Source organism: Streptomyces sp. AcH 505 (assembly GCF_000818175.1).
Lineage (GTDB): Bacteria > Actinomycetota > Actinomycetes > Streptomycetales > Streptomycetaceae > Streptomyces.
The window spans coordinates 96006-116500 of record NZ_JTIY01000001.1 but is presented as its reverse complement, the minus strand read 5'-3'; the positions used below and the strand labels follow the sequence as shown (position 1 = coordinate 116500).

Sequence of the window (20495 nt, the reverse complement as noted above, 5' to 3'; positions counted from 1 at the left end):
CTACCTCGTCGGCCCCGGTGGCGGAGGAGACGTCCGAGTCCGAACGCACCGCGGCGGCTGGTCCGGTGGCTCCGGCGGAGGTGCCAGAAGCGGCGGATCCGGTGGGTCCGACATCCTCGACCCCCGCCACATCGGCGGCTTCCGCGACCTCGCGGCCGTCGGCCGAACCGGAATCGATCCCCGGCCCGGACGCCGCCCCCACCGCCGTCCTGCCCGTCACAGCGCCCGCCGCTTCGTCCCCAGCTCCCACTCACACCCCCACCGCGGCCCGCGTATCCGCACGCCCGGACGACGAACCGCCCTCCGGGCCCTCGCGAAAGCCGCTGCTCGCCGCCGCGGGCGTCGTCGGTGTGGCCCTCCTCGCCGTGCCCCTGATTGTCTGGGCGGCCGGTGACTCCGGGCAGAAGAAGGACAAGGACAACGTGTCGACGGCGGCCAACACCGAAGACCGGTCGGCCGGTGCGCCCCCGGTCTCCGCGCGGCCCGTACACCCGGCTGAGAAGCCCAAGGTCACGCCCACCAAGAAGCACACCACCAAGAAGCACATCACCAAGCCGTCGCCCGCGTCGGGGCTCGAACCCGTGGTCAAGGCCGAGAAGCCGGCCGCGGCTTCGCACCCGGCGGCCAAGGCGAGTCCGCCCGCGCCGAAGAAGGTCACCCCCTACCTGGCTCCCGGCCCGCAGATGCCGACGGACGGCAGCGCTGCCGCCAAAGTCCGGCAAGTGGCGGCAAAGGCACAGGGACGGCACATCTGCTACCGGGTCTACGTGAAGACGGGCGGCTGGCAGCCCGCCCAATGTGACGGACGCACGGCCGGATCCGGGGACGACACCCGGAGCGTCAAGGCCATCCAGATCGCCGTGTCCGGCACGAGCGGCACCTCCGCCACCGCCTACATCCAGGCGAAGGGGTGGGTGAAGAAGCCGTGGATGACCGTGGCGGACGGCAGTAACCTCACGTTGGGTGAGGCCAGTCAGGGCGCACCGAACCTGTCGGGCTTCGGAATCAGCGTCGGCAAGGGCAGCGTCTGCCTGAACACATACAGCCGCGGAGGTCCGTGGCAGGGCCATGCCTGCGACACCCCGCAGACCGCCAACAACTACATCTTCGGCGGGACCATGGACGTGACGCGCTGGCTCGACGCGGTGCGCTTCATCGTCTGACCGCGGGGCGGCAAGTCAGTAGGAGTGCGAGGGGCGCCCACCGGCCGGCCGGTGGGCGCCCCTCGCGCGTCTCTTGTGATCAGAACCTGCTCAGGTGCTGCTCACACGCACCGACGGGACTCGGCACGGTGTTTGACTGGGCGAGGCAACGCGAGAAGGGCGGACCGCACCATGGCTGACCAGCCTTCTGTGAACGTCGGCGGTGTGACGTACCGGGTGACACCGGAGTATCTGGCCAATGCTTCCAGCAACACGGCCTCGACAGCCGCCGAGATCGCCGCACAGCTGGGGGAGTTGAAGACGTACGTCACCAGCCTGGAGACGAGCTGGCAGGGCATCGCCCACAACCAGTTCCAGACGCTGATGGCGGAGTACGACATCTATGCGCGCATGCTCCACGACGCCCTGGAGGGAATCTCCAAGGGGCTCCAGGGCAACTACGTGAACTACGAGGACTCCGAGCAGCAGAACCTGAACAACCTCGCCTCGCTCGGGGAGGACCTTCCGAAGGCACCGTCCGGCACCAACTTCACCTGATCCGCAGCCCGGTCGCGCTGGACATCCGTCCGCCGGACCGGGCGCGTCCGAGGAGCGTTTCATGGCCAACATCGATGGCACGCCGATCTACGTCGGTGAGGGGCTCGCGGCCGCGGGCAGCACGATCAACGCCAGGGCGGGCGAGATATCCGGCGAACTCCAGGCTCTGAAGTCCCAGTTGGCGCCGTTGGCGGACGCCTGGCGGGAGAGCCAGGCCGCCACGTACTACCAGGACATGCAGAACGAGTGGGACCTGGCGGCCGACGGCCTGTTCGGTCCTGACGGTGTGCTCGGCCGGATCGCCCACGCCATGCAAGTGAACTGGAACAACTACAGCGACGCGGAGTGGTCGAACATGTCCACCTGGCGGCACTGAACCACCGCGTTCCGTGGCCGCCGTTCCCTGCTCCGCAAGCAGGCCCGCGACTCCGCGGTCCCGCTGTCCGACACCGAAGGAAAACGTCTGTGCCCGATGAACGCTGCCGGGTCACCGTGGTCGGCGAACGCAGACGCGTCGACCTCGCGCTCCCCGCGCAGGCCCCGATCGCCGAGTACGTACCCCGGCTCGCCTCGCTCTGCGGCCAGCCGGAGTCCGAGTCCATGCCCTCGGTCTGGTCACTCGCCGAGTCGGGCGGCTCGTCCCTCGCCCTCGGCGACTCGCTGGCGGGAGCGGGCATCGTGGACGGTGCCACGCTGTACCTGCTCGACCAGCGGGCCGCCGAGCTGGGCGAGTTGACTGTCACCGACCTGGACGAACAGGTCGCTGCGGCCCAGGAGGACGGGAGCCTCTGGAGCGCCCGGCGGCGCGCGCAGTGTGTGGTGGGCGCCGGACTGCTGTTCATGGTGGTCTCGGCCGCTTTGCTCGGTGCGCGACAGACGGCGGGCCTTTCGACGCTGCTCTTCGGGCTCGCCGCCCTGTGCTCGGCGCTGCTCGCCTGGTACGCCGAGAGCAAGAACTGGCCGCTGCCGCGCGCGATGCGCCAGGTTCTCGCCCTGGCCGCCTGCCCGTTGATGGCCTGCTTCGGCCTGGGGGCTCCGGTGCAGGGCCCGGTGGTCACGCCGATGCTGGTGGCGGGCGGTGCTGTGCTCGGCGCGCTCGCCGCGCTGGTGGCGCTGCCCGCACCGGCCACCGTGGTGCTCCAACTGCTCACTCTTGCCACCGCGTTGTTCATCGTGCCGCTGACCGCGTTCCACGCGGGTGTGACCGGCTCGGCGGCGGCGGTGGCCATGGTGCTGTTCCTGCTGACCGGGCTGCTGCCCCGGATCACCAGCCAGATCGCGGTGCTGGTGCCCGCAGGGCCCGACACCGGCGCGCCCGCCCTGGACAGCGGGGACGTCGCGGACATCGTGCGCCGGGGCAACGGGCTGCTCACCTTCCTCAGTGTGGTGACCGGTACGGTCCTCGCGGCCGCCCTGATCACCCTGACCTTGTCCCGGGGTGTCTGCGGCCTGTTGCTGGTGGCCTGCGTCAGCGTCGGACTGCTGCTGCAGGCCGGTTCGGTGCGTGTGCTGACCGCCGTGATCCCGCAACTGGCTGCCGGGGTCGTGGGGTTGCTGGCGCTGGCCGTACGGGTGCCGGAGTACGTCCTCGACTCGCGCGCGGCGGGCCCGCTGGCTGCTTTCGCGGTGGGCGTCGTCCTCGTCGCCTGCGGGATCTTCCTCGCCTTCGGGGCGGCCCTGCGCCCCGTCGAGCAGGAGCGCCCGACCTGGCCCGGGGCGCTCGCCACCTTCCTTGTCGTCGTCAGTCTGCCGCTGGCCGCCGGTGTCTTCGGTCTGTTCGGGCGGCTGGCCAACCTCGGGAGCGGCATGTGACCGGGCGACCGCAGGCCGATCGACAGCGGCCAGGGCGGAGGCCCGCGCGGTGAAGGCGTCCGCACAGCGTGTGGCACCGGGCAGTTGGGGCGGTCACCGGTCCATCGGCGCGGCGGTGAGGGGCGCCCAGCCGGGCGCCGTGATCACCGTGCAGCCCGGGACGTACACCGAGAGCCTGGTGCTGGACAAGGACATCACCCTGGTCGCGAAGGGCGCCGTGCGGCTGGTCGCGGCCCGGGGGCCCGCCGTCACCGTGCACGGGGGCCGCGCCGAGTTGCGCGGCTTCTCGCTCGTGTCGTCGGCCCCCCGGGAGGCCGGGGTGCTGATACGCGGCGGCGAACCGGTGCTGCGGGACTGCGAGATCACCGGCGGCCGGTTCGAAGTGACCGGCGCCGCGGCTCCGTTGCTGAGCGGCTGTTCGGTGCGGCAGGCCGAGGGCGCCGCAGTACGTCTGACGGGTACCAGCCGCACCACGATGGAGAAGCTGACCGTCGGGGGCTGCGCCGGGGACGGCCTGCTCGTCGAGGACGAGGCGAGCGCCGAACTGACCGACGCGCTGGTGGACGGCGCCACCGGACGCGGCGTCGTGGTGGGCGCGGGGGCGCACGCGACACTGACCCGTTGCGAGATACGCGGCAGCGGCGGCGCCGCTCTCCTCGTGGAGGACCGTGCCACCGCGGCGCTCCACGAGTGCCGCCTGTACGAGGCGGGCGGTCAGGGCGTCCGGGTACGCGGCACGGCGGGCCGCCTCACGGGCCAGGCCGCCGGCCGCTCGTGGGACATCGGTCCGTACGGCGAGGTCCGCAGCCCGGCCCCCGTCACCCGCACCGAAGCCGGGGACCGCTCCTCCACCGGAGGCCGCTCCGCCGCCGGTTCCCAGGGCGTACGGCTGCACCACTGCGAGATCTTCCGCACCGTGGGCGGCGGGGTGCTGGCCGAAGGCGGCAGCACGATCCTGCTGGACGGCTGCCATGTCCATCACACCACCGGCGCCGCCGTGCTGGTCACGGGCGAGGCCGTCGCCGAGCTGGTGTCGGTCAGGGCCGTGGACTGCCAGGACACCGCGCTGGTCGTCAGTGGGACGGGGCGTGTCACGGCGCACGACTCCACCTTCGCCCGTACCGGGGCCAACGGCCTGTACGCGACGGGGGACGCGGACGTTTCACTGACGGGCTGCACCGTGCGGGACACCGCCTATACGGCTGTGCACCTCGGCGGCGCGGCGCGCGTCGGCGTACGGGACTGTACGGTCGGCGGCTCGCCTGAGTACGGCCTGCGCGTCACCGAGCGGGCCGAACTCCTCGCCGAACAATGCGAGGTGAGCGAAGCCGAGTTGGCGGGGGTGTCCGTGGAGGGCGGCGACGCCGCCCTGCGTGACTGCCGCATCGACGGCGGCCGTGAAGGCGTACGCCTGCGCACCACCCACCGGCCGTCACTGACGGAGTGCGCCGTCACCACCACCGGCGAGACCGGCGTCCGGATCGGCCGGGAGACGGGTGCCCGGCTGCGGGACGTGACGGTCACCGGCAGTGTGACGGGTCTGCTGCTGGAGGAGGACAGCACGGCCGTCGTGGACGGCGGAGCGGTACGCGACACCAGAGGCAGCGGTGTCGTGGTGTGCGCCGGTGCCGACCCGGCGATCCACGGCCTGACGGTCGAATCCGCAGCGAAGAACGCGCTGTTCGTCGAGGAGGGCGGCCAAGGCCGCTACGAGGACTGCCACTTCACCAAGAGCCGCTTTCCCGCCGTCTACGCCGGCGCCCGCTCCCGGATCGTGCTGCGCCGCTGTGTCGTGGACGGCACCGAATCCGACCTGCTGCGGGACGACGACGCCGAGGTGCACGCCGAGGACTGCCACGTCGAGGATGTGGCCGAGCCACTGCTGCCCACGCTGTCGTCCCCGGCGGTGGACGCGAAGGGCACGCCCGTGCCCGGCGTCCGCAAGGCCGGGCGCGCGAACGGCGCTTCCGGCGCCGGCGAGGACGGCGACGACACCGCGAGCGCCGAGGCCGCCAAGGCGAAACTCGACGAACTGCACGCGGAACTGGGCCGCCTGGTCGGCCTGGACGGCGTCAAACGCGATGTGGTCACGCTGACGAAGCTGATGCAGATGGTCAAGGTCCGGCAGGACGCCGGTCTCGCGCCGCCGCCGCTCAGCCGGCATCTGGTCTTCGCGGGCAACGCCGGCACCGGCAAGACCACGGTGGCCCGGCTCTACGGCGGCTTCCTCGCGGCGCTCGGGCTGCTCAGCCGGGGCCACCTGGTCGAGGCCGACCGGGGCGATCTGGTCGGCGAGTACGTCGGACACACCGCGCCGAAGACGACTGCCGTGTTCCGGCGCGCCCTCGGCGGGGTGCTCTTCATCGACGAGGCGTACTCCCTGGTGCCTCAGGGCCAGTTGAGCGACTTCGGCGCCGAGGCCGTCTCGACGCTGGTGAAGCTGATGGAGGACCACCGCGACGAGGTGGTCGTCATCGTCGCCGGATATCCGAGCGAGATGAACCGGCTGCTGGAGTCCAACGCGGGTCTGGCGTCGCGCTTCACCCGCACCCTGTACTTCGACGACTACTCCGCGCCGGAGCTGGTGCGCATCGTCGAACACCAGGCCAAGAGCCACGAGTACACCTTCGCGCCGGAGACCACGGCGGCGCTGCACGACTACTTCGAGACCACACCGCGCGGCGAGGGGTTCGGCAACGGGCGCAGTGCACGGCAGGTCTTCCAGCGGATGACCGAGCGGCACGCGCAGCGGGTGGCCGAACTCGGCCTGAGCGTGGTGGACCTGGCGTCGGCCGACGCCGAACTGCTCACCACCCTGCTGCCCGCCGATCTCCCACCGGGGGAGGCCACATGATCGCGCGGCGGGCCGTTCCAGCACGTCGGAATCCGTGAAAGGCAGGTGTTTCCCCGATGGCGGAAGATCCGTCCATGGCGCAGTGGCGCGCGGACCTGGAGGCGTTGAAGGACGCGACCGACGTGGTGCGCCGGGAGCACACGTCGATCTCGGAGAACATGGCGTCGATCGACGCCAAGATGAATGAGGTCGGTGACCACTGGTCCAGTCCGGCCTACGGGTCGTTCGAGGGGATCACGACGTGGTTCCACACCTGCCAGCACGACCTGGAAGACCTGCTGGCGGACATCGTCGACCGGATGAGCACCAGCTACCAGAACTACCACAACGCCGAGGGCGCCAACTACGACAACCTCGACGGCGGGCCGCCGCATGGCTGAGCGGCGGCCCGCAGGGTCAGCTCTTCGCGGGCGGGTCGGGGAAGCGGGCCTGCCGGTCGGCCTCTCCGTAGACCTGGCCGGAGTGGTTGAGCAGCGCGATGTACTCACCCAGCCGCTCCAGCGTGGAGCCGATCTGGAGCAGCGCGCGCTCCTGGGCCGGGTTCATCTCGGCGGCGAACGTCTCGGCGGTCGCGGCGAACGGGTTGTCGTGCTCCCCGCCCACCCTCGGGTCGTAACCGGCGCCGAGCGACGTGTACCCACTGCCTTCCGGGTTCGGGTCCTTGGCACCCTGCCCGAAGACGTCGCCCTTGACGGCGAAGACCTTGGCGCGGAGCTCCTCGTACTTCGCGACCGCGCCGCGTGCCTCGGTGAGCATGGACTTCTCGGCGGTGCGCAGCGCGCCCAGGTCGATTTTCAGATCCCCGGAGGGCTCGGTTATCTCCTCAGGGTCTCCGCTGCCTGCGGACGACATGTCCTTCGGGTCCAGGTTGAAGGACGGCGGTACGTCCCACGCGACCTTGGTCTCCGGCACCAGGTCGCTGAGGTCCTTGCCGTAGTCGTCCGACTTGGGCTGCTCGTCCGGCTCGCCGTCGCCGTCCTCGTCCTTCGGCTCGGGCAGCGGCGTCCGGTCGTACTTCGAGTCGATCGGGTCGGTCACGGTGTCTCCCTCGTCCCTCAACTCACCACAGCATCACGAACTTACGACAGGTTTACCACTTATATGGGGAATTGTCAGCGTGGTCTTGTGACGTCACGTCCGCAGGAGTCACCGCGCGGCCCACAGGACCGTCCGAACCATCCGAGAAAGGCGAGTCATGGCTGACACCGGCGATGCCAACTACGACGTCTCCGTCATCGACGTCTCCCCGGTCGGGATGAACACCACGGCGGGCAACCTGGTCACCCTTGGGCAGGCCGTCTCCGACAGCCTCCTGACCATCAACAACGTGCTGAGCGGGCTGCGTGTCGCGTGGCAGGGCAAAGCCGCCTCGGACGCCGACGAGTTGAACAAGGAGTGGATGCGCGTCATGACCAACCTGTTCGGCACCGAGGAGCACCCGGAGAAGGGAGTTCTGCCCACGCTGGCGGACGGAGTGGGCATGGTGTCCGCCAACTTCAGTGCGGCCGAGGTGGGGATCACCGAGCTCTTCAAGAACTTCGTGAACACGGGCGACAGCGACAAGGACCGGCCCGACGCGGTCACGGACACCAACCAGACGGCGGTGACCATGACCTTCCCCTACTGACCCGACCGCCCCTCCCGCTCAACTTCCGCACCCCGACAGCCAGCTAGGCAGCCATCGTGAGTCGAACCCCCTTCCACCGTCCCGTCCGGATGACGCCCCCGCCGCTGCCGGAGGGTGTGACGAAACTGGCCGCCCCGCCGCAGCGGCCCCAGCCGCAGGGTGCGGCGGGCTGGCTGATGCTCCTGCTGCCGCTGCTGTCCAGCATGAGCATGGCGGCGTACATGGTCGCCTACGGCAAGGCCTGGATGATCCTGCTCGGCATCGCCTTCGTCGTGGTGTCCGTCGGTATCACCATCGGTGTGCGGATGCAGCTGCGGGGCAGCCGGCGCCGCAACCAGTTCCGGCAGCGGGAGCGGTATCTGGAGTATCTGGCGGGGGTGCGCAAGCAGGCCCTGCTGTCCAGGGTCGGCCAGCAGGCCGCAGACGCCTGGCGGCATCCGCATCCCGACCGGCTCTGGGCGATAGCCGCCCAGCGCCGGCGCGTCTGGGAACGCCGCCCGGGTGACAACGACTTCCTCCAGTTGCGGCTCGGTACGGGTACGGTGCCGCCGGCCGACGCGCTGCAACTGCCGGAACAGCGGGATCCCACCATCGAGGTCGACATGCGCTGCCAGCAGGCCGCCGCCGAACTCGTCAGCGCGCACAACTCCGTCGCAGGGCAGGCGGCTTGGCTGGACCTGCGGACGTCAGGTGTGGTCAGCCTGCTCGGCCCGCGCCCCCGCACCCGGGAGCTGGCCCAGGCCCTGCTTCTCCAGCTCTCCGTGCTGCACGCCCCCGACGACGTACGGATCGCTGTCGTCACCGGCGGCAACTCTGCCTGGGACTGGGCGAAATGGCTGCCGCACGCCCAGCAGCCCGACCAGGAGGCGCAGGGCCGCGAGCAGGAGGTCGTCCCGATGCTCGCCGATGACCTCGCCGGACTCCAGGACCATCTCCAGGCCACCTTCGACCAGGCCGTCGCCGCCCGCGCCGAACGCAACACCCGCCTCGTCACCCAGCGGGACAGCAGCCCCCGCCGCCATCTCGTCGTCTTTCTCGACGACTACGAGCCGGAGGCGGCCTGGGCCCGCTCCGCCCTCCTGACCAGCCTGCTCACCGAGGCCGGGTCCGACCTGGGGCTGCACGTGGTGTGTCTGGTGGAGGAGGAGGGCTCCGAGCCCGGCCGCGTCGATGTGCGCGCCCGCACCGACGCACGCGGCGGGCTCGTCCTGGAGGGCCGTACGCCGGGCCTGCACGCGATGATCGAGAAGGGCGCCGTCGACACGGCCGAGCCCGCCGTCCTGGCGGCCACCGCCCGTTCTCTGGCGCCGCTGAGGCTGTCCGGCGAACGCGAACAGGTCCTCTCCGAGCATGTGTCCCTCTCGGCGATGCTCGGCTTCCCCGACATCGCGGCCTTCGACCCGGCCGCCAAGCGCCGTACCCCCGACGAGCGCGAACTGCTCAGCGTCCCCATCGGGGTGACCGGCGCGGGCGAGCCGCTGACCCTGGACCTCAAGGAGTCCGCGCAGGGTGGCATCGGCCCGCACGGGCTGGTCGTCGGCGCCACCGGGTCCGGCAAGAGCGAGCTGCTGCGCACCCTGGTCACCGGTATGGCCATGGTGCACGCGCCAGAACACCTGGCGTTCGTCCTGGTCGACTTCAAGGGCGGTGCCACCTTCGCCGGCATCACCGAACTGCCACACGTCTCCGGGCTGATCACCAATCTCGCCGACGATCTCGCGCTGGTCGACCGGATGCGCAAGGCCCTCCAGGGCGAACAGCAGCGCAGGCAGCGGATGCTGCGCGAGGCGGGGAACGTCGACTCGGTGCGCGAGTACCAGCTGCGCCAGGCCGCCGGCGGCACCGACATCAACGGCAAACCCCTGGAACCGCTGCCCTATCTGCTCGTCATCGTCGACGAGTTCGGCGAACTGCTGTCCCAGCGGCCTGACTTCATCGACCTGTTCGTGCAGATCGGCCGCGTCGGCCGGTCGCTCGGCATGCACCTGCTACTGGCCACTCAGCGGCTGGAGGAAGGCCGGCTGCGCGGCCTGGAGTCCCATCTCTCCTACCGGATCTGTCTGCGGACCTTCAGTGCCGCCGAGTCCCGCGCCGTCATCGGCACCGCCGACGCCTACGCGCTGCCCGCCATCCCCGGCTCCGCCTATCTGAAAGTGGACGAGTCGGTCTACGAACGCTTCCGCGTCGCGCACGTCTCGGCGCCCTACCAGGAGCGCGACCCCGACAGCGTCGCCGTGGCCGTCGAGCCCGTACCCTTCGCCGCGCACGGCGATCTCGCGCCGCTCGCGCCCGAGGAGCGGGAGACGGCCCGCTGGGAGTGGACCCCGGACGGGGGCGCCACCGAACTCCAGATCGCCGTCGAGCGCCTGCTGAACAAGGACACCCCGGGCCACCAGGTGTGGCTGCCCCCGCTGCCCGCGAACTTCGCCCTCGACTCGCTGCTCGGGGAGCCCGAGGCCGACCCGGACTTGGGCCTGCGCTGTTCCGCCTGGCCCTACGCGGGCCAACTGAAGTTCCCGGCCGGCGTGCTCGACATACCCGCGCGGCAGGAACAGGCCCCGCTCGTGATCGACCTGACGGGGCGTCAGGGACACTTGGCGCTGGTGGGTGCCCCGCAGAGCGGTAAGTCCACCTTCCTGCGCACCGCGATGCTCAGCGCCATGCTCACCCACACTCCTGACGAACTGCAGTTCTACGGGGTCGACATGGGCGGCGGCTCGCTGCACGGACTGAGCGAGGCGCCGCATGTGGCGGGTATCGCCGGCCGCCGCGACGAGGAGCGGGTACGCAGGGTGCTGGCCGAGGTCGGCAGACTCGTCACCGCGCGCGAGCGGATGTTCCGCGACCTGCGCATCCAGTCGGCGGCCGAGCTGCGCACCCGTAGCGCCGCGGGCGAACTCCCCGACGGCGTAAGGGCGGCGGACATCGTGCTCGTGGTCGACAACGTGGCAGCCCTGCACACCGCCGACGACAACGCCGTCGCCACCCTCACCGACATAGCCACCCGCGGTCTCGGCGTCGGCGTCCACCTGTGGCTGACCGCCAACCGGTGGGCGGAGATACGGGTAGGCCTGCGCGACAACATCCCCGGCCGCCTCGAACTGCGGCTCAACGACCCCGCCGAGTCCGAGATCAGCCGCCCCGCCGCCCGCGCCCTGGGCCAGAGCATCCCCGGACGCGGCCTGGCCTCACCCGGACTCACCCACCACATCGCGCTGCCCCGGCTCGACGGCGTCGACGGGGTCGACGGGATCGCCGACTCCGAGCGGTTGTCGGTGTCCCGGCTGGCCGAGAGCTGGCACCGGCCCGCCGCCCCCGCGCTGCGCGTCCTGCCCGAGCGGATCACCGTCCGCGAACTGTCGGCAGCCGCGGCGCCCGCACCCGCCGAGCGCTGGGACGGCCACGGCCCCGCCATCGGCGAACGTGAAGTGCCCGTCGGGCTTCGCGAGTCCGACCTGCGCCCCGTCGGCCTCGATCTGACCGCGGGCGACCCGCACTTCGTGGTCTTCGGCGACTCGGGCGCGGGCAAGACGGCGTTCCTGCGCGGCTGGATGCGCGCCCTGGCCGCCCGTCGCACCGCACAGGAACTGCGCTTCATGATCGTCGACTACCGGCACAGCCTGCTGGACGTGGTGCCCGAGGAGTACGTCGGCGCCCGCGGCGGCAACGCCGACCTGGTCGCGGGACAGGTCCAGGCCCTTGCCGAGACACTGCGCACCCGGATGCCCCCTGCCGATGTCACCGCTGCCCAACTCGCCGAGCGGGGCTGGTGGCAGGGGCCCGAACTGTACGTCGTCGCCGACGACTACGACCTGGCGGCGGGCGGCATGGGCCGTGGCCCGCTCGCCGCGCTGGCGGAGTTCATCCCGCAGGCCGACGAACTGGGCTTCCACCTCGTGCTGGCCCGCCGGGTCGGCGGCGCGGGGCGCGCCCTGCTGTCGGACCCGCTGCTGAGCAAGCTCAAGGAGATCGGCTCAGACGCGCTGCTGCTCTCCGGCGACCACCGCGAAGGCGTCCTCATCGGCGACCAGCGCGCCCACCGCCGGCAGCCCGGCCGCGGCATGCTCGTCCGCCGCAACCACGAGCCCACCCTCGTCCAGATCGCCGTCGACGAACAGGACATCCAGGCGGACGAGCCGGCGGAGCCGTCCGTGGCACAGACGTAAACGGCCCCGACGCAGACCGCCCCGACGCGGCCGGCCCCGACGTGGACCGTCCAGCGCAGCGCCTGACCAGCGACCTCGAAGATCAGTACGCCCAGGGAGGGCGGCCCCACCATGGAAGACGCGGATTCCGTACTCGGCGACATCAAGCTCGACGAGATCTACGCCCTGGGCAACGCCTGGATCCAGCTCGGCGACGACCTCCACGAGCGCCGGGTCGCCGTCAACGGCCATGTGGAGGGCATCGGCATGACCGGCGCCGCGGGCGACGCGGCGCGCGCTGCCTGGGACGAGGGGCTGAGCAAAACAGTCGACGACGCCGCCGAGACCGCCTGGACGATCGGCCAGACGATCAACCGCTACGCCGACGAACTCCACAAGGCGGCAGACGAGTTGGCGAAGCAGCTCAACGCCGCGATGTGGGCGAACATCCTGGGCATCGTCGCCGGGCTCGTCCTCATCGGCCTCGGGCCGCTCCTCAGCAACCTCCTGTCGATGATCGGCTCGCTGCTGGCCCGGCTGATCCCCGTCCTGGCCACGATCGCCGGCCGTCTCGGCACGGTGGGCAGCACGGTCGTCGGCGCTGTGGGCGGCGCGGTCGTCGGCGCCGCGTTCAACCTCGGCTTCGACATCGCCGTCGGCGAGGCGGGGGCCGCCATCGCGGGCGCCGACTTCGACGTCGACTGGGGCGCCGAAGGCCTCAGCATGGGCCTCGGCGGTGCGTTCGGCGCCCACGGCGGCGGGATGGCGGGCTGGCACTACGGCGGCGGCGCGGGTGGCTCGCGCACTGTCCCGACGCCCGTCCCGCACAGTGACACCCCGCCGCCGGTCGTGACCCCCAAGCCCAATCCGAGGGACGGCGACCCCACACCGATCGGTGGCGACGGCGACATCGTGGGCCCGCCCCCGACCCGGCTCCCGGGAGGGGACCACTCGATGCCTGCCCCGGGCGGCCTGGGCGGCAAGGACGGGCCTCCCGTCCCCAATCCGCTCGGTGGCAAGGACGGCGTCTCCGCCAAGGACGGTAATCCCACCAACAGCGGTCCCCTCGGCAGTCGTTCGAGCGACGTCGGCATGCCGCCCCCGCCGGTGAAGAGCGACGGTTCCAAGACACCACCCCCGACCCCGGCGCCGGTCCCGCGGAAGGTGTCCACATCGGACTCCTCCGTGCCGACCCCCAAGCCCGGGTCGGTCCCGGGCAACGGCCGCACCGAGAGCGGCCCGCCTGCGCCCCGCCCTGACAGCGCACCCCCGAAGGGTTCGCCGGGCGGCTCGAAGGACTGGGAAGGTCAGTACGGTCCGGGGCGCCGTCTGGGGCAGGACGGGGATCCGGAGGGAGTGCGCCCGAAGCCGGGCGGGGGTTCCGGGTCCGACAGTGCCGGGCGTTTCGAGGGGCAGTACGGTCCTGGGCGCCGTCTTGGTGCGGACGGCGGTCCGGAGGGGGCGCGTCCGAAGCCGGAGGTGGGTCCTCGGACCAACAGTGCGGGGGGCTTCGAGGGCCGGCACGGACCTGGCCACCGTCTGGGTCAGGACGGGGATCCGGAGGGGACGAACCCGAAGGCGGAGGTGGGTCCTCGGACCAACAGTGCGGGGGGCTTCGAGGGCCGGCACGGACCGGGGCGCCGGGTGGACCAGGACGGGGTTCCGGAGGGGGCGCGTCCGAAGCCGGAGGTGGGTCCTCGGACCAACAGCACGGGGGACTTCGAGGGCCGGCACGGACCGGGGCGCCGGGTGGATCAGGACGGCGACTCGCACGAGACGCCGGACACCGAGCGCCCCACACCCGAGGTGGGCCCGAAAACCGGCAACACCGACGGTTCGCATTTCAGCGGCTCAGGACGGCGCCTGAACGGCAAGATCGACGATCCGTTCGGCCACACCACACCGCGTCCGGTCAGCGGAACGAAGAGCCGGCCGGACGGCGAGACAAGCACCACCCCCAAGCCGCCCGCGCGTTCGGGAGCCGGCTACGACCGGCCTGCCGAACTCAGCGACATCCCGGGTTGGAAGCCGGCCCCCGGGGACGGCGGTTCGGGCAATGGCGAGGGCAACCTGCGGCCCAACAACGGTGAGGGCAGCACCACTTACACCACGCCGCCCCCGGCGGGCGAGCATCCCGGCGGCCGGCCGGACACCCATTCCGGTCCGAAGAGTTACAGCCCGGACGAGTTGGGACGGGGCCTGGCACGGGACGCCGAAGGGCGGGGGATGCCGCCGGGCGAGGCGCGCGACTGGGGCGACCGGTTCGCGGACGCGCGCCGTTCGGGCGACAGCGCGGCCGAGGCACAGGTGCATCAGCGCGTCAACGAGCGTTTGGTGGAGATCGACCTCTCGGCCAACCGGGGGAAGGGCACCGCGGCCGGCGACCATGGAACGGGCGTTCCGGGGCGGACTCCGGAGCAGGTTGGTCAGGACATGACCCGGTTCGGGCAGACGCGGGGAATGAGCTTCAGGGAGGCGCGGGGATGGGGTGATCGTTACGCCGACGCGGATCGTTCCGGTGACGGCGGCGCGCGGCGGACGCTGGACCGGCAGTTCGACGATCGGCTCGATCAGCTGAAGTGGGAGGCCGACCTCGAACACTCCCTGAACCACCGGGACACCCATAGCGGTCGGCCGCCAGCCGGTGACGGCCGGAGCGAAAGTGACGGCGGCGGCCGTACGAGTGACGGCGGCGGCCGTACGGACCATGTCGGGGAGGGAAAGCAGGGGGGCGCCTCCACGAAACCGCCCTCCACCGAGCCTCCTGCCCGGTCCGGGCATACCGGCTCCGGACCGAGGTCGGGCGATGACGATTCGTCGTCGTCGGTCCCGCAGCGAGACAGGGATTCCGGGCGTGGCTCGTCCGCGGATGTGGCGGTGGCGACTCGCGGGGACGACGCGCCCGGCGGCAGTGGTGTCGCCGGTCTCAGCCCTGAGCAGCGCAGGCGTCACGACATGTGGGCGGACATCCACAACGAGGCCCGGTTCGGCAGGAGCCGCACCGGCGGCGAGGGGAGCGACACACCGTCGCCGTCCACGGAAAGGCCGCCCACACAGAGGCCGTCCACGGAGACGCCGTCGCCGTCCACGGAGAGGCCGCCCACGCAGAGGCCGTCCACAGACAGGCCGGCCACGGACACCACGGCCAGGCCGGCCACGAAGCCGCCCGCCTCGACCGAGCACGAGGGGACCGTCGGTTCGAAGGCCGGGTCGGAGTCGTCTGCCCCGACGCCACCTCGGTCCGACGTGGACGCGGGTACGCGTACGGGCCCGAGGAGTTACAGCCCGGAGCAGTTGGGGCGGGGTCTGGCGCGGGTGGCGGAAGGGCGGGGGATGCCGCCGGGCGAGGCGCGGAACTGGGGTGACCGCCTGGCGGACGCGCGCCGTTCGGGCGACAGCGCGGCCGAGGCACAGGTGCATCAGGGCCTCGACAGGCGTCTCTTGGACATGGATCTCGCGGCCGGCAGGGCGAGGCCCGGCGCGGTCCGAGAGCCTTGGGAGGCCACTCCCGGCCGGACGTCGGCGCAGGTGGGTCAGGACATGGCCCGGTTCGCGCAGTCGCAGGGCATGAGCACTGGGGAAGCGCGCGCATGGGGCGAGCGGTACGCCGGGGCGGATCGTCTCGGTGACGGCGGGACGCGGCGCGAACTGGAGCGGGAGTTCAACGATCGGCTCGACCAGTTGAAGTGGGAGTCCGACCTCGAACGCTCCCTCAACACCCGGCCGCGTGCCGGGGTGACCACGACCAGTACCGATGACAGTGTCACCCCCGCCGAGAGCACGGAGAGCACGGAGAGCACCGAGAGCATCCAAGGCACCGACCACACTGACAGCACGCAGGACCACAGCGCGGAGGAGGCGACCACCACGACGGAGCCCGCTGTGCCGCCCGTCGCGCTTCCCACCGCGCCGCCCGCCGAGACCTCGGCGCCGGTCGTTCCGTCCCCCAGCCACCGTCATCCGGGCGCGGCGCGTTTCGACATCGACACCGCGCGGCTGCGGCTCGGCGACCCCGCCGTGCCGCGGGAGCGCCGGGACGAGTCCGTCCGGTGGGCTGAGCACAACGTGCTCGGCCGTATCCGGCAAGTCGCACCGAACCAGAACCCGTTCGGCGTCGTGGCGCGGCCGGAAGAGGTCGTGGAACTGGTAGCGGCCGAGCACCTGCGCGGCGGCCACCTGGCGGCCTCGGCCCTGCTGGGCGACCTCGTCCGGGGCCCGGAGCCCGTCGTACCGACGCAACCGCCGAGCCGGCAGCCGCAGCCGCAAACCCAGCAGCCGCAGACACAGCAGCCGCAGACACAGCAGCAGGAGCCCGTCCAGCACGAGTCCGAGCAGCCGGAGATTCTGCTGGCACCGCCGTCCCGGCGCGCCCTTGATCCGATCTACGACTGGCGGGAGATCTCCAGCGGCAGCTCGCGGCGTTCGAGTGCGCTGCGCGCCATCGATTCGGCGGTGCGGCGGCTGTCCCGGGACTCGACGGTCCGCGACCTGCGGGCCGTGCTCGACGCGGTGGACGACTGGCAGGCGTACAAGACCCCGCAGAGCGGCCGGTGGGACGCGGTGGCGCAGCTGGAGTCCGCGGTCCGCGACCGGATCGGCCGGCTGGAGCAGTCCGGCCGGAGGCGGACCTCCGACCGCCCTCGGTCAGACCGCCCTCGGTCCGACGCCCGAGGTGAGTCCTCCGCACAGGGGGCCGCAGCGAACCGCCGCATGTCCCCGTCGTTGATTCCCTTCACCGAACACCCGGTCGAGGTCGACGGCTACGGACCGTCCAGCGGCCTTGAGGCCGAACTGCACCGATACCAGGTGATGTTGCCGGCCGGGCACAGTCACGGGAGCTACGGCGACGTCGTGACGCTGCCAGGGCTGTTGACGATCACCCTGGACAGCGGCGGGGACGGCGTGGTTCCTGAGGTCGTCACAGATCCTGCCCGCGGACTGGTACGGGGGTACGCGGACGGGCGGGCCGAGCGGTCCGACGTGGTGGCCGCCTTCCGCGACGTGCTGCGCCGCCTCGCGGCCGCCAGGCCGTACGCCACCCTCGCGCAGATCTTCCCGGAGGCGGCCGGATACCAGGTCGACGTACTCGCGGAGGACCTGCCGGTCAGGGTCAACCCGCGCGACACCTCCATCCTCATGCACCACACGGCGACCACCCCGCTCGCGGGCATCGTCCATTTCATCGGGCACGTCCGGGACCGTATGCGGACGGAGGATGGGCCCCTGCCCATGGCCCACGGCGACGCCGCCGAGGCCCTGGCCTACGGTGCCCAGGGCCGTGCCGCCTTCGACCAGTGGCTCAATCGGTATCCCAATCAGGCACCGGCGGTGCAGGACTGGGACCGCGGTGAGTTGGAGGGCGTGCTCGCGCTCGGGTACATCCAGGTCGCTGCCGCCCTGCGCGGAAGTATCAACACCAGGTTCCTGCCGAAGGATTACGCCGCGCTCGTCTCCCGCAACTCCCTCTACGCGCTCCGCAGCAACCTCGGTGCCGTACCCCGCGCGTTCCTCGAGCACCAGGCTGCGGCGCTGACCGAGCGCTTCGAGGCCTTCTTCAACAGTGACGAGCCGGGTGCACGGCGCGCGAACATTTTCGAACGACGGCTGCCGGCGCGCGCCGACGGCGCGCCGTCGGCGACCGTCGGCGAGTACCTGGACAACCTTCTCCGGGACAATCCGGGACGCTACATTCCGCAGAGCGAGGCGCTGTTGGTCCGTACGAACTACGACACGCTGGACAGCAATCCCGACGCGACGGGGGCTCCGCGCATCTATCCGGCCGTCGTGGTGGTGGAGGTCCGTGCCTACGCGCCCCTGGAGTCCACCCCGACCACCATCGAGGCCGACTACGAGACACTGGCGACCCTCTCCCTCGGCCTGTACAACGGTGCCAGGCACCAGCGCGGACTGCCTCTGGTGGGCCGGTCCCTCGCCCGGTCGCAACAGGTCTCCTACGCGCCGCCCACCGCGCAGCCGGCGCCCGGCACCGCCCTGCCCGCGACATCTTCGGGCACCACGGGCCGCGGTCGGCCGGCCACTGCCACGCCACCGGCCCCCCTCTCGCAGGCCCTCGCGGATCTGGTGCCCCGGCTCCCCGCGATGGAGGCGGACGAGCGCGCCGCCGCGCTGGCGTCGCTGAGCCCACAGGACCGGGAGAGCTTGGCCGCCGACAGGGCGTTCGTACAGGGCATGCGTGACACCTGGCCCGCCGACGAATTCGCGTCCCTGGCTGCCCAATTGCTGGTTGTCGTACCTGAGGGCGTGGACCAGCCCGAAGAGGCCAGGGAAGTCGCGGAGGAAATGGTCGGCGGCATGCTCGCGGACCCGGACATCGCGGTGGCCCTGCTGACCGGTGGCCGGCGCTTCGTCGTAGTACCCCGGAACTCGACACAGGGGTCACTCGCGCGGTTCGGCGATCTGGCAGCCACCGAGGTCGGGGGTCGTTCGCTGGACACCGAGCGGGCGATGTTCACCGGCCGTGACGCCGCGGCGGCCGAGGAGAACCTGCTGGGTGACACCACCGACCTGCCGGGGGTCGTCCTCTTCCCCGACGGCTACTCCAGCGCTCGCCACGAGTGGGCGCACGCCGTCGAGTCGGTGCTCGGCCCGCAGGACAGGAAGCTCATCAGGGACGCCTATCAGGCCAGGCTCGACGGGGGAGACGCCGTGCAGTGGCCGGACGGTCCGCTCCACGCCGCCCCCCGTCCTGACTCCGCCGGCGTCTCCGCCCCCCGGCTCCCCAACTACTCGTCCCGCAGCGCCAGCGAGTACTTCGCCCAGCTCACCAACGCCTATCTGGGCTCGAACACCGGCAACGACCTCGACACCCACGAACCGCGCAACAACGGTGCCGACTGGGTGGAGCAGCATGACCCGGCACTGCTGCCGCTGCTGCGGCGGCTCTACGGTCCTGGCCGGCCCGCGATCCTCGGCAGCCAGGACAACCCGTACATCCTCTCGGGCTTCCGTGCCCTGTGGGACCGGGCCGAGAGCGAACCGCACCCGCAGTCCCACGCACCGACGCCGCGCCCCAGGGCGGCGGGCCCCGTCGGCGCGGCCGCTGCGGACAATGCTCAGCAGCCCGTGCTGTCCCTCGCGCCGCCGACGAGCGCGGCGCCCCGGATGATGACCGAGGACGAGTTCAAACAGAACACGGCGGGATCCAGGCTGCGCGGCCGCTCCACGATCACCAACGTGGACGACGCACTCAAGGCGTTCTACGCCCTGCCGGACGGCAGACAGGGCGCACGGCTGCTCGCCCTCAAAGACCTGGTCAAGGCGATCGCTGACTACTTGGGCCACAAGGCCGAGGGAGGCGCGCGCGTCGGGGGCACCCGCGAGCTGGGCCGGCAGGCCGAGGCCGCGCGACGAGGACTGGATCCCGAGGCGGTCTTCCGGGACCTGCTGACCGAGATCGACAGCATGGTGCGCGGGGGGAACAACCCGGGTCTCGACGTCCGCGATCCGGTCGGTGAGGGCCTGACGGCGGCACGGGCCGTTCCCGCGGACCGGTTCCACGCGATGATGGGCGACTTCGTCCAGGAGTTGGGGGCCCTCCGCGGACAGCAGGCGCTCCCTCAGGAGACACGCTCCGTCATCGGGGAACTGATGGCCGTGGTGCCCCTGGTGACCGTGATGCAGTATCCGCAGGGCGGCATGACCGGCATGCGGCTCAACCCGGCCACCGGCGAGGGCGCCACGTTCACCTTCGGCGTCGACCCCCAGGCCAGGGGCGGCACATCGTTCCTGCTCGGGCACATCGCCCACGAGCTGACCCATGTCGCGGCCCATCAGGCGTTCGGCAGCAGCGCGGTGATGGAGCTGGTGCGGTCCGGGGCGACCGACGCGGAGGTTGCCGCGCTGGCGGCCGAGCGCAAGCGAACCCTCGGCGAGCTGACAGCGGCGCTGGCCGGAGACCCGGAATTCAGCGAATTCCAGCACGAGTTGCTGGAAGAGAAGCTTGTGTACGGAGCCCAGCCGCACAAGCTGGAGCAGTACGCGAGTTCCTTCGAGTGGGCAGGCAAGATCACCGCCGCGCAGAAGGAGCGTCTGGTCGGCTGGGGAAAGGCGGCCGGAGAGGCATCCGGCACCCTGGTCGAGTACGACACCGTGCTCAACCAGATGCTGATCTATCTGCACATGTGGCAGACCAGCCAGGACAATCCCTTCTACGTGCGGCTGCGGGAGGCGGCCCAGGCTGCGTACGACCGTCGGAGCCACGCCCGGCAGCACACGGATCAGCCAGCGCACCTCGACCAGCCGGTGCCGGAGTCCGGCCGGCCGGAGCCCCTGCCGGCTCCACCGTCGCAGCCGGCGCGCGGTACCTCCACGCCCGCGACCACCGCCGGCACCACAGC

Annotated in this window: 10 protein-coding genes; 9 read left to right on the top strand and 1 reads right to left on the bottom strand. The window is 71.6% G+C overall.

All coding sequences use genetic code 11. From position 1 onward, the window contains the following. The 6 genes from HY68_RS42490 to HY68_RS39430 form a co-directional block, all read left to right on the top strand. Positions 1-1163, top strand: a 1163-nt coding sequence (locus HY68_RS42490) for a hypothetical protein (protein ID WP_206742975.1), incomplete at its 5' end; no start/stop codon positions are given. Positions 1164-1334: 171 nt separating this feature from the next. Continuing rightward, positions 1335-1700, top strand: coding sequence for a WXG100 family type VII secretion target (locus tag HY68_RS00440; protein WP_041983262.1), 366 nt, complete (start codon positions 1335-1337; stop codon positions 1698-1700). 61 nt (positions 1701-1761) lie between these two features. Continuing rightward, entirely contained in the window at positions 1762-2076 is a 315-nt protein-coding gene (locus HY68_RS00435; protein ID WP_041983259.1) for a WXG100 family type VII secretion target, read from the top strand. Positions 2077-2165: 89 nt separating this feature from the next. Then, on the top strand, positions 2166-3512 hold the full coding sequence (locus tag HY68_RS00430; protein WP_041983257.1) for an EsaB/YukD family protein: 1347 nt from the start codon (positions 2166-2168) through the stop codon (positions 3510-3512). 49 nt (positions 3513-3561) lie between these two features. Beyond that, positions 3562-6366, top strand: coding sequence for a right-handed parallel beta-helix repeat-containing protein (locus tag HY68_RS00425; RefSeq protein ID WP_041983254.1), 2805 nt, complete (start codon positions 3562-3564; stop codon positions 6364-6366). Positions 6367-6422: 56 nt separating this feature from the next. After that, positions 6423-6746 (top strand): hypothetical protein, encoded by a 324-nt coding sequence (locus HY68_RS39430; RefSeq protein ID WP_157874247.1) that lies wholly within the window; start codon positions 6423-6425, stop codon positions 6744-6746. Between the two features lie 16 nt (positions 6747-6762). On the opposite strand, the gene HY68_RS00415 is transcribed toward HY68_RS39430, so the two are convergent. Beyond that, complete coding sequence (locus tag HY68_RS00415; RefSeq protein ID WP_041983252.1) at positions 6763-7404, bottom strand: hypothetical protein; 642 nt, start codon at positions 7402-7404, stop codon at positions 6763-6765. Positions 7405-7561: 157 nt separating this feature from the next. Here HY68_RS00415 and HY68_RS00410 point away from each other — a divergent pair, with 157 nt between their 5' ends. The 3 genes from HY68_RS00410 to HY68_RS00400 form a co-directional block, all read left to right on the top strand. Next, the gene (locus HY68_RS00410) at positions 7562-7993 is read left to right on the top strand and encodes a WXG100 family type VII secretion target (RefSeq protein WP_041983249.1); all 432 of its coding nucleotides are present in this window, start codon (positions 7562-7564) and stop codon (positions 7991-7993) included. Positions 7994-8049: 56 nt separating this feature from the next. After that, complete coding sequence (locus HY68_RS00405) at positions 8050-12159, top strand: type VII secretion protein EccC (RefSeq protein ID WP_041983246.1); 4110 nt, start codon at positions 8050-8052, stop codon at positions 12157-12159. Between the two features lie 111 nt (positions 12160-12270). Further along, positions 12271-20495: hypothetical protein (locus tag HY68_RS00400; RefSeq protein ID WP_041983244.1), on the top strand; the 8225-nt coding region annotated here is incomplete at its 3' end.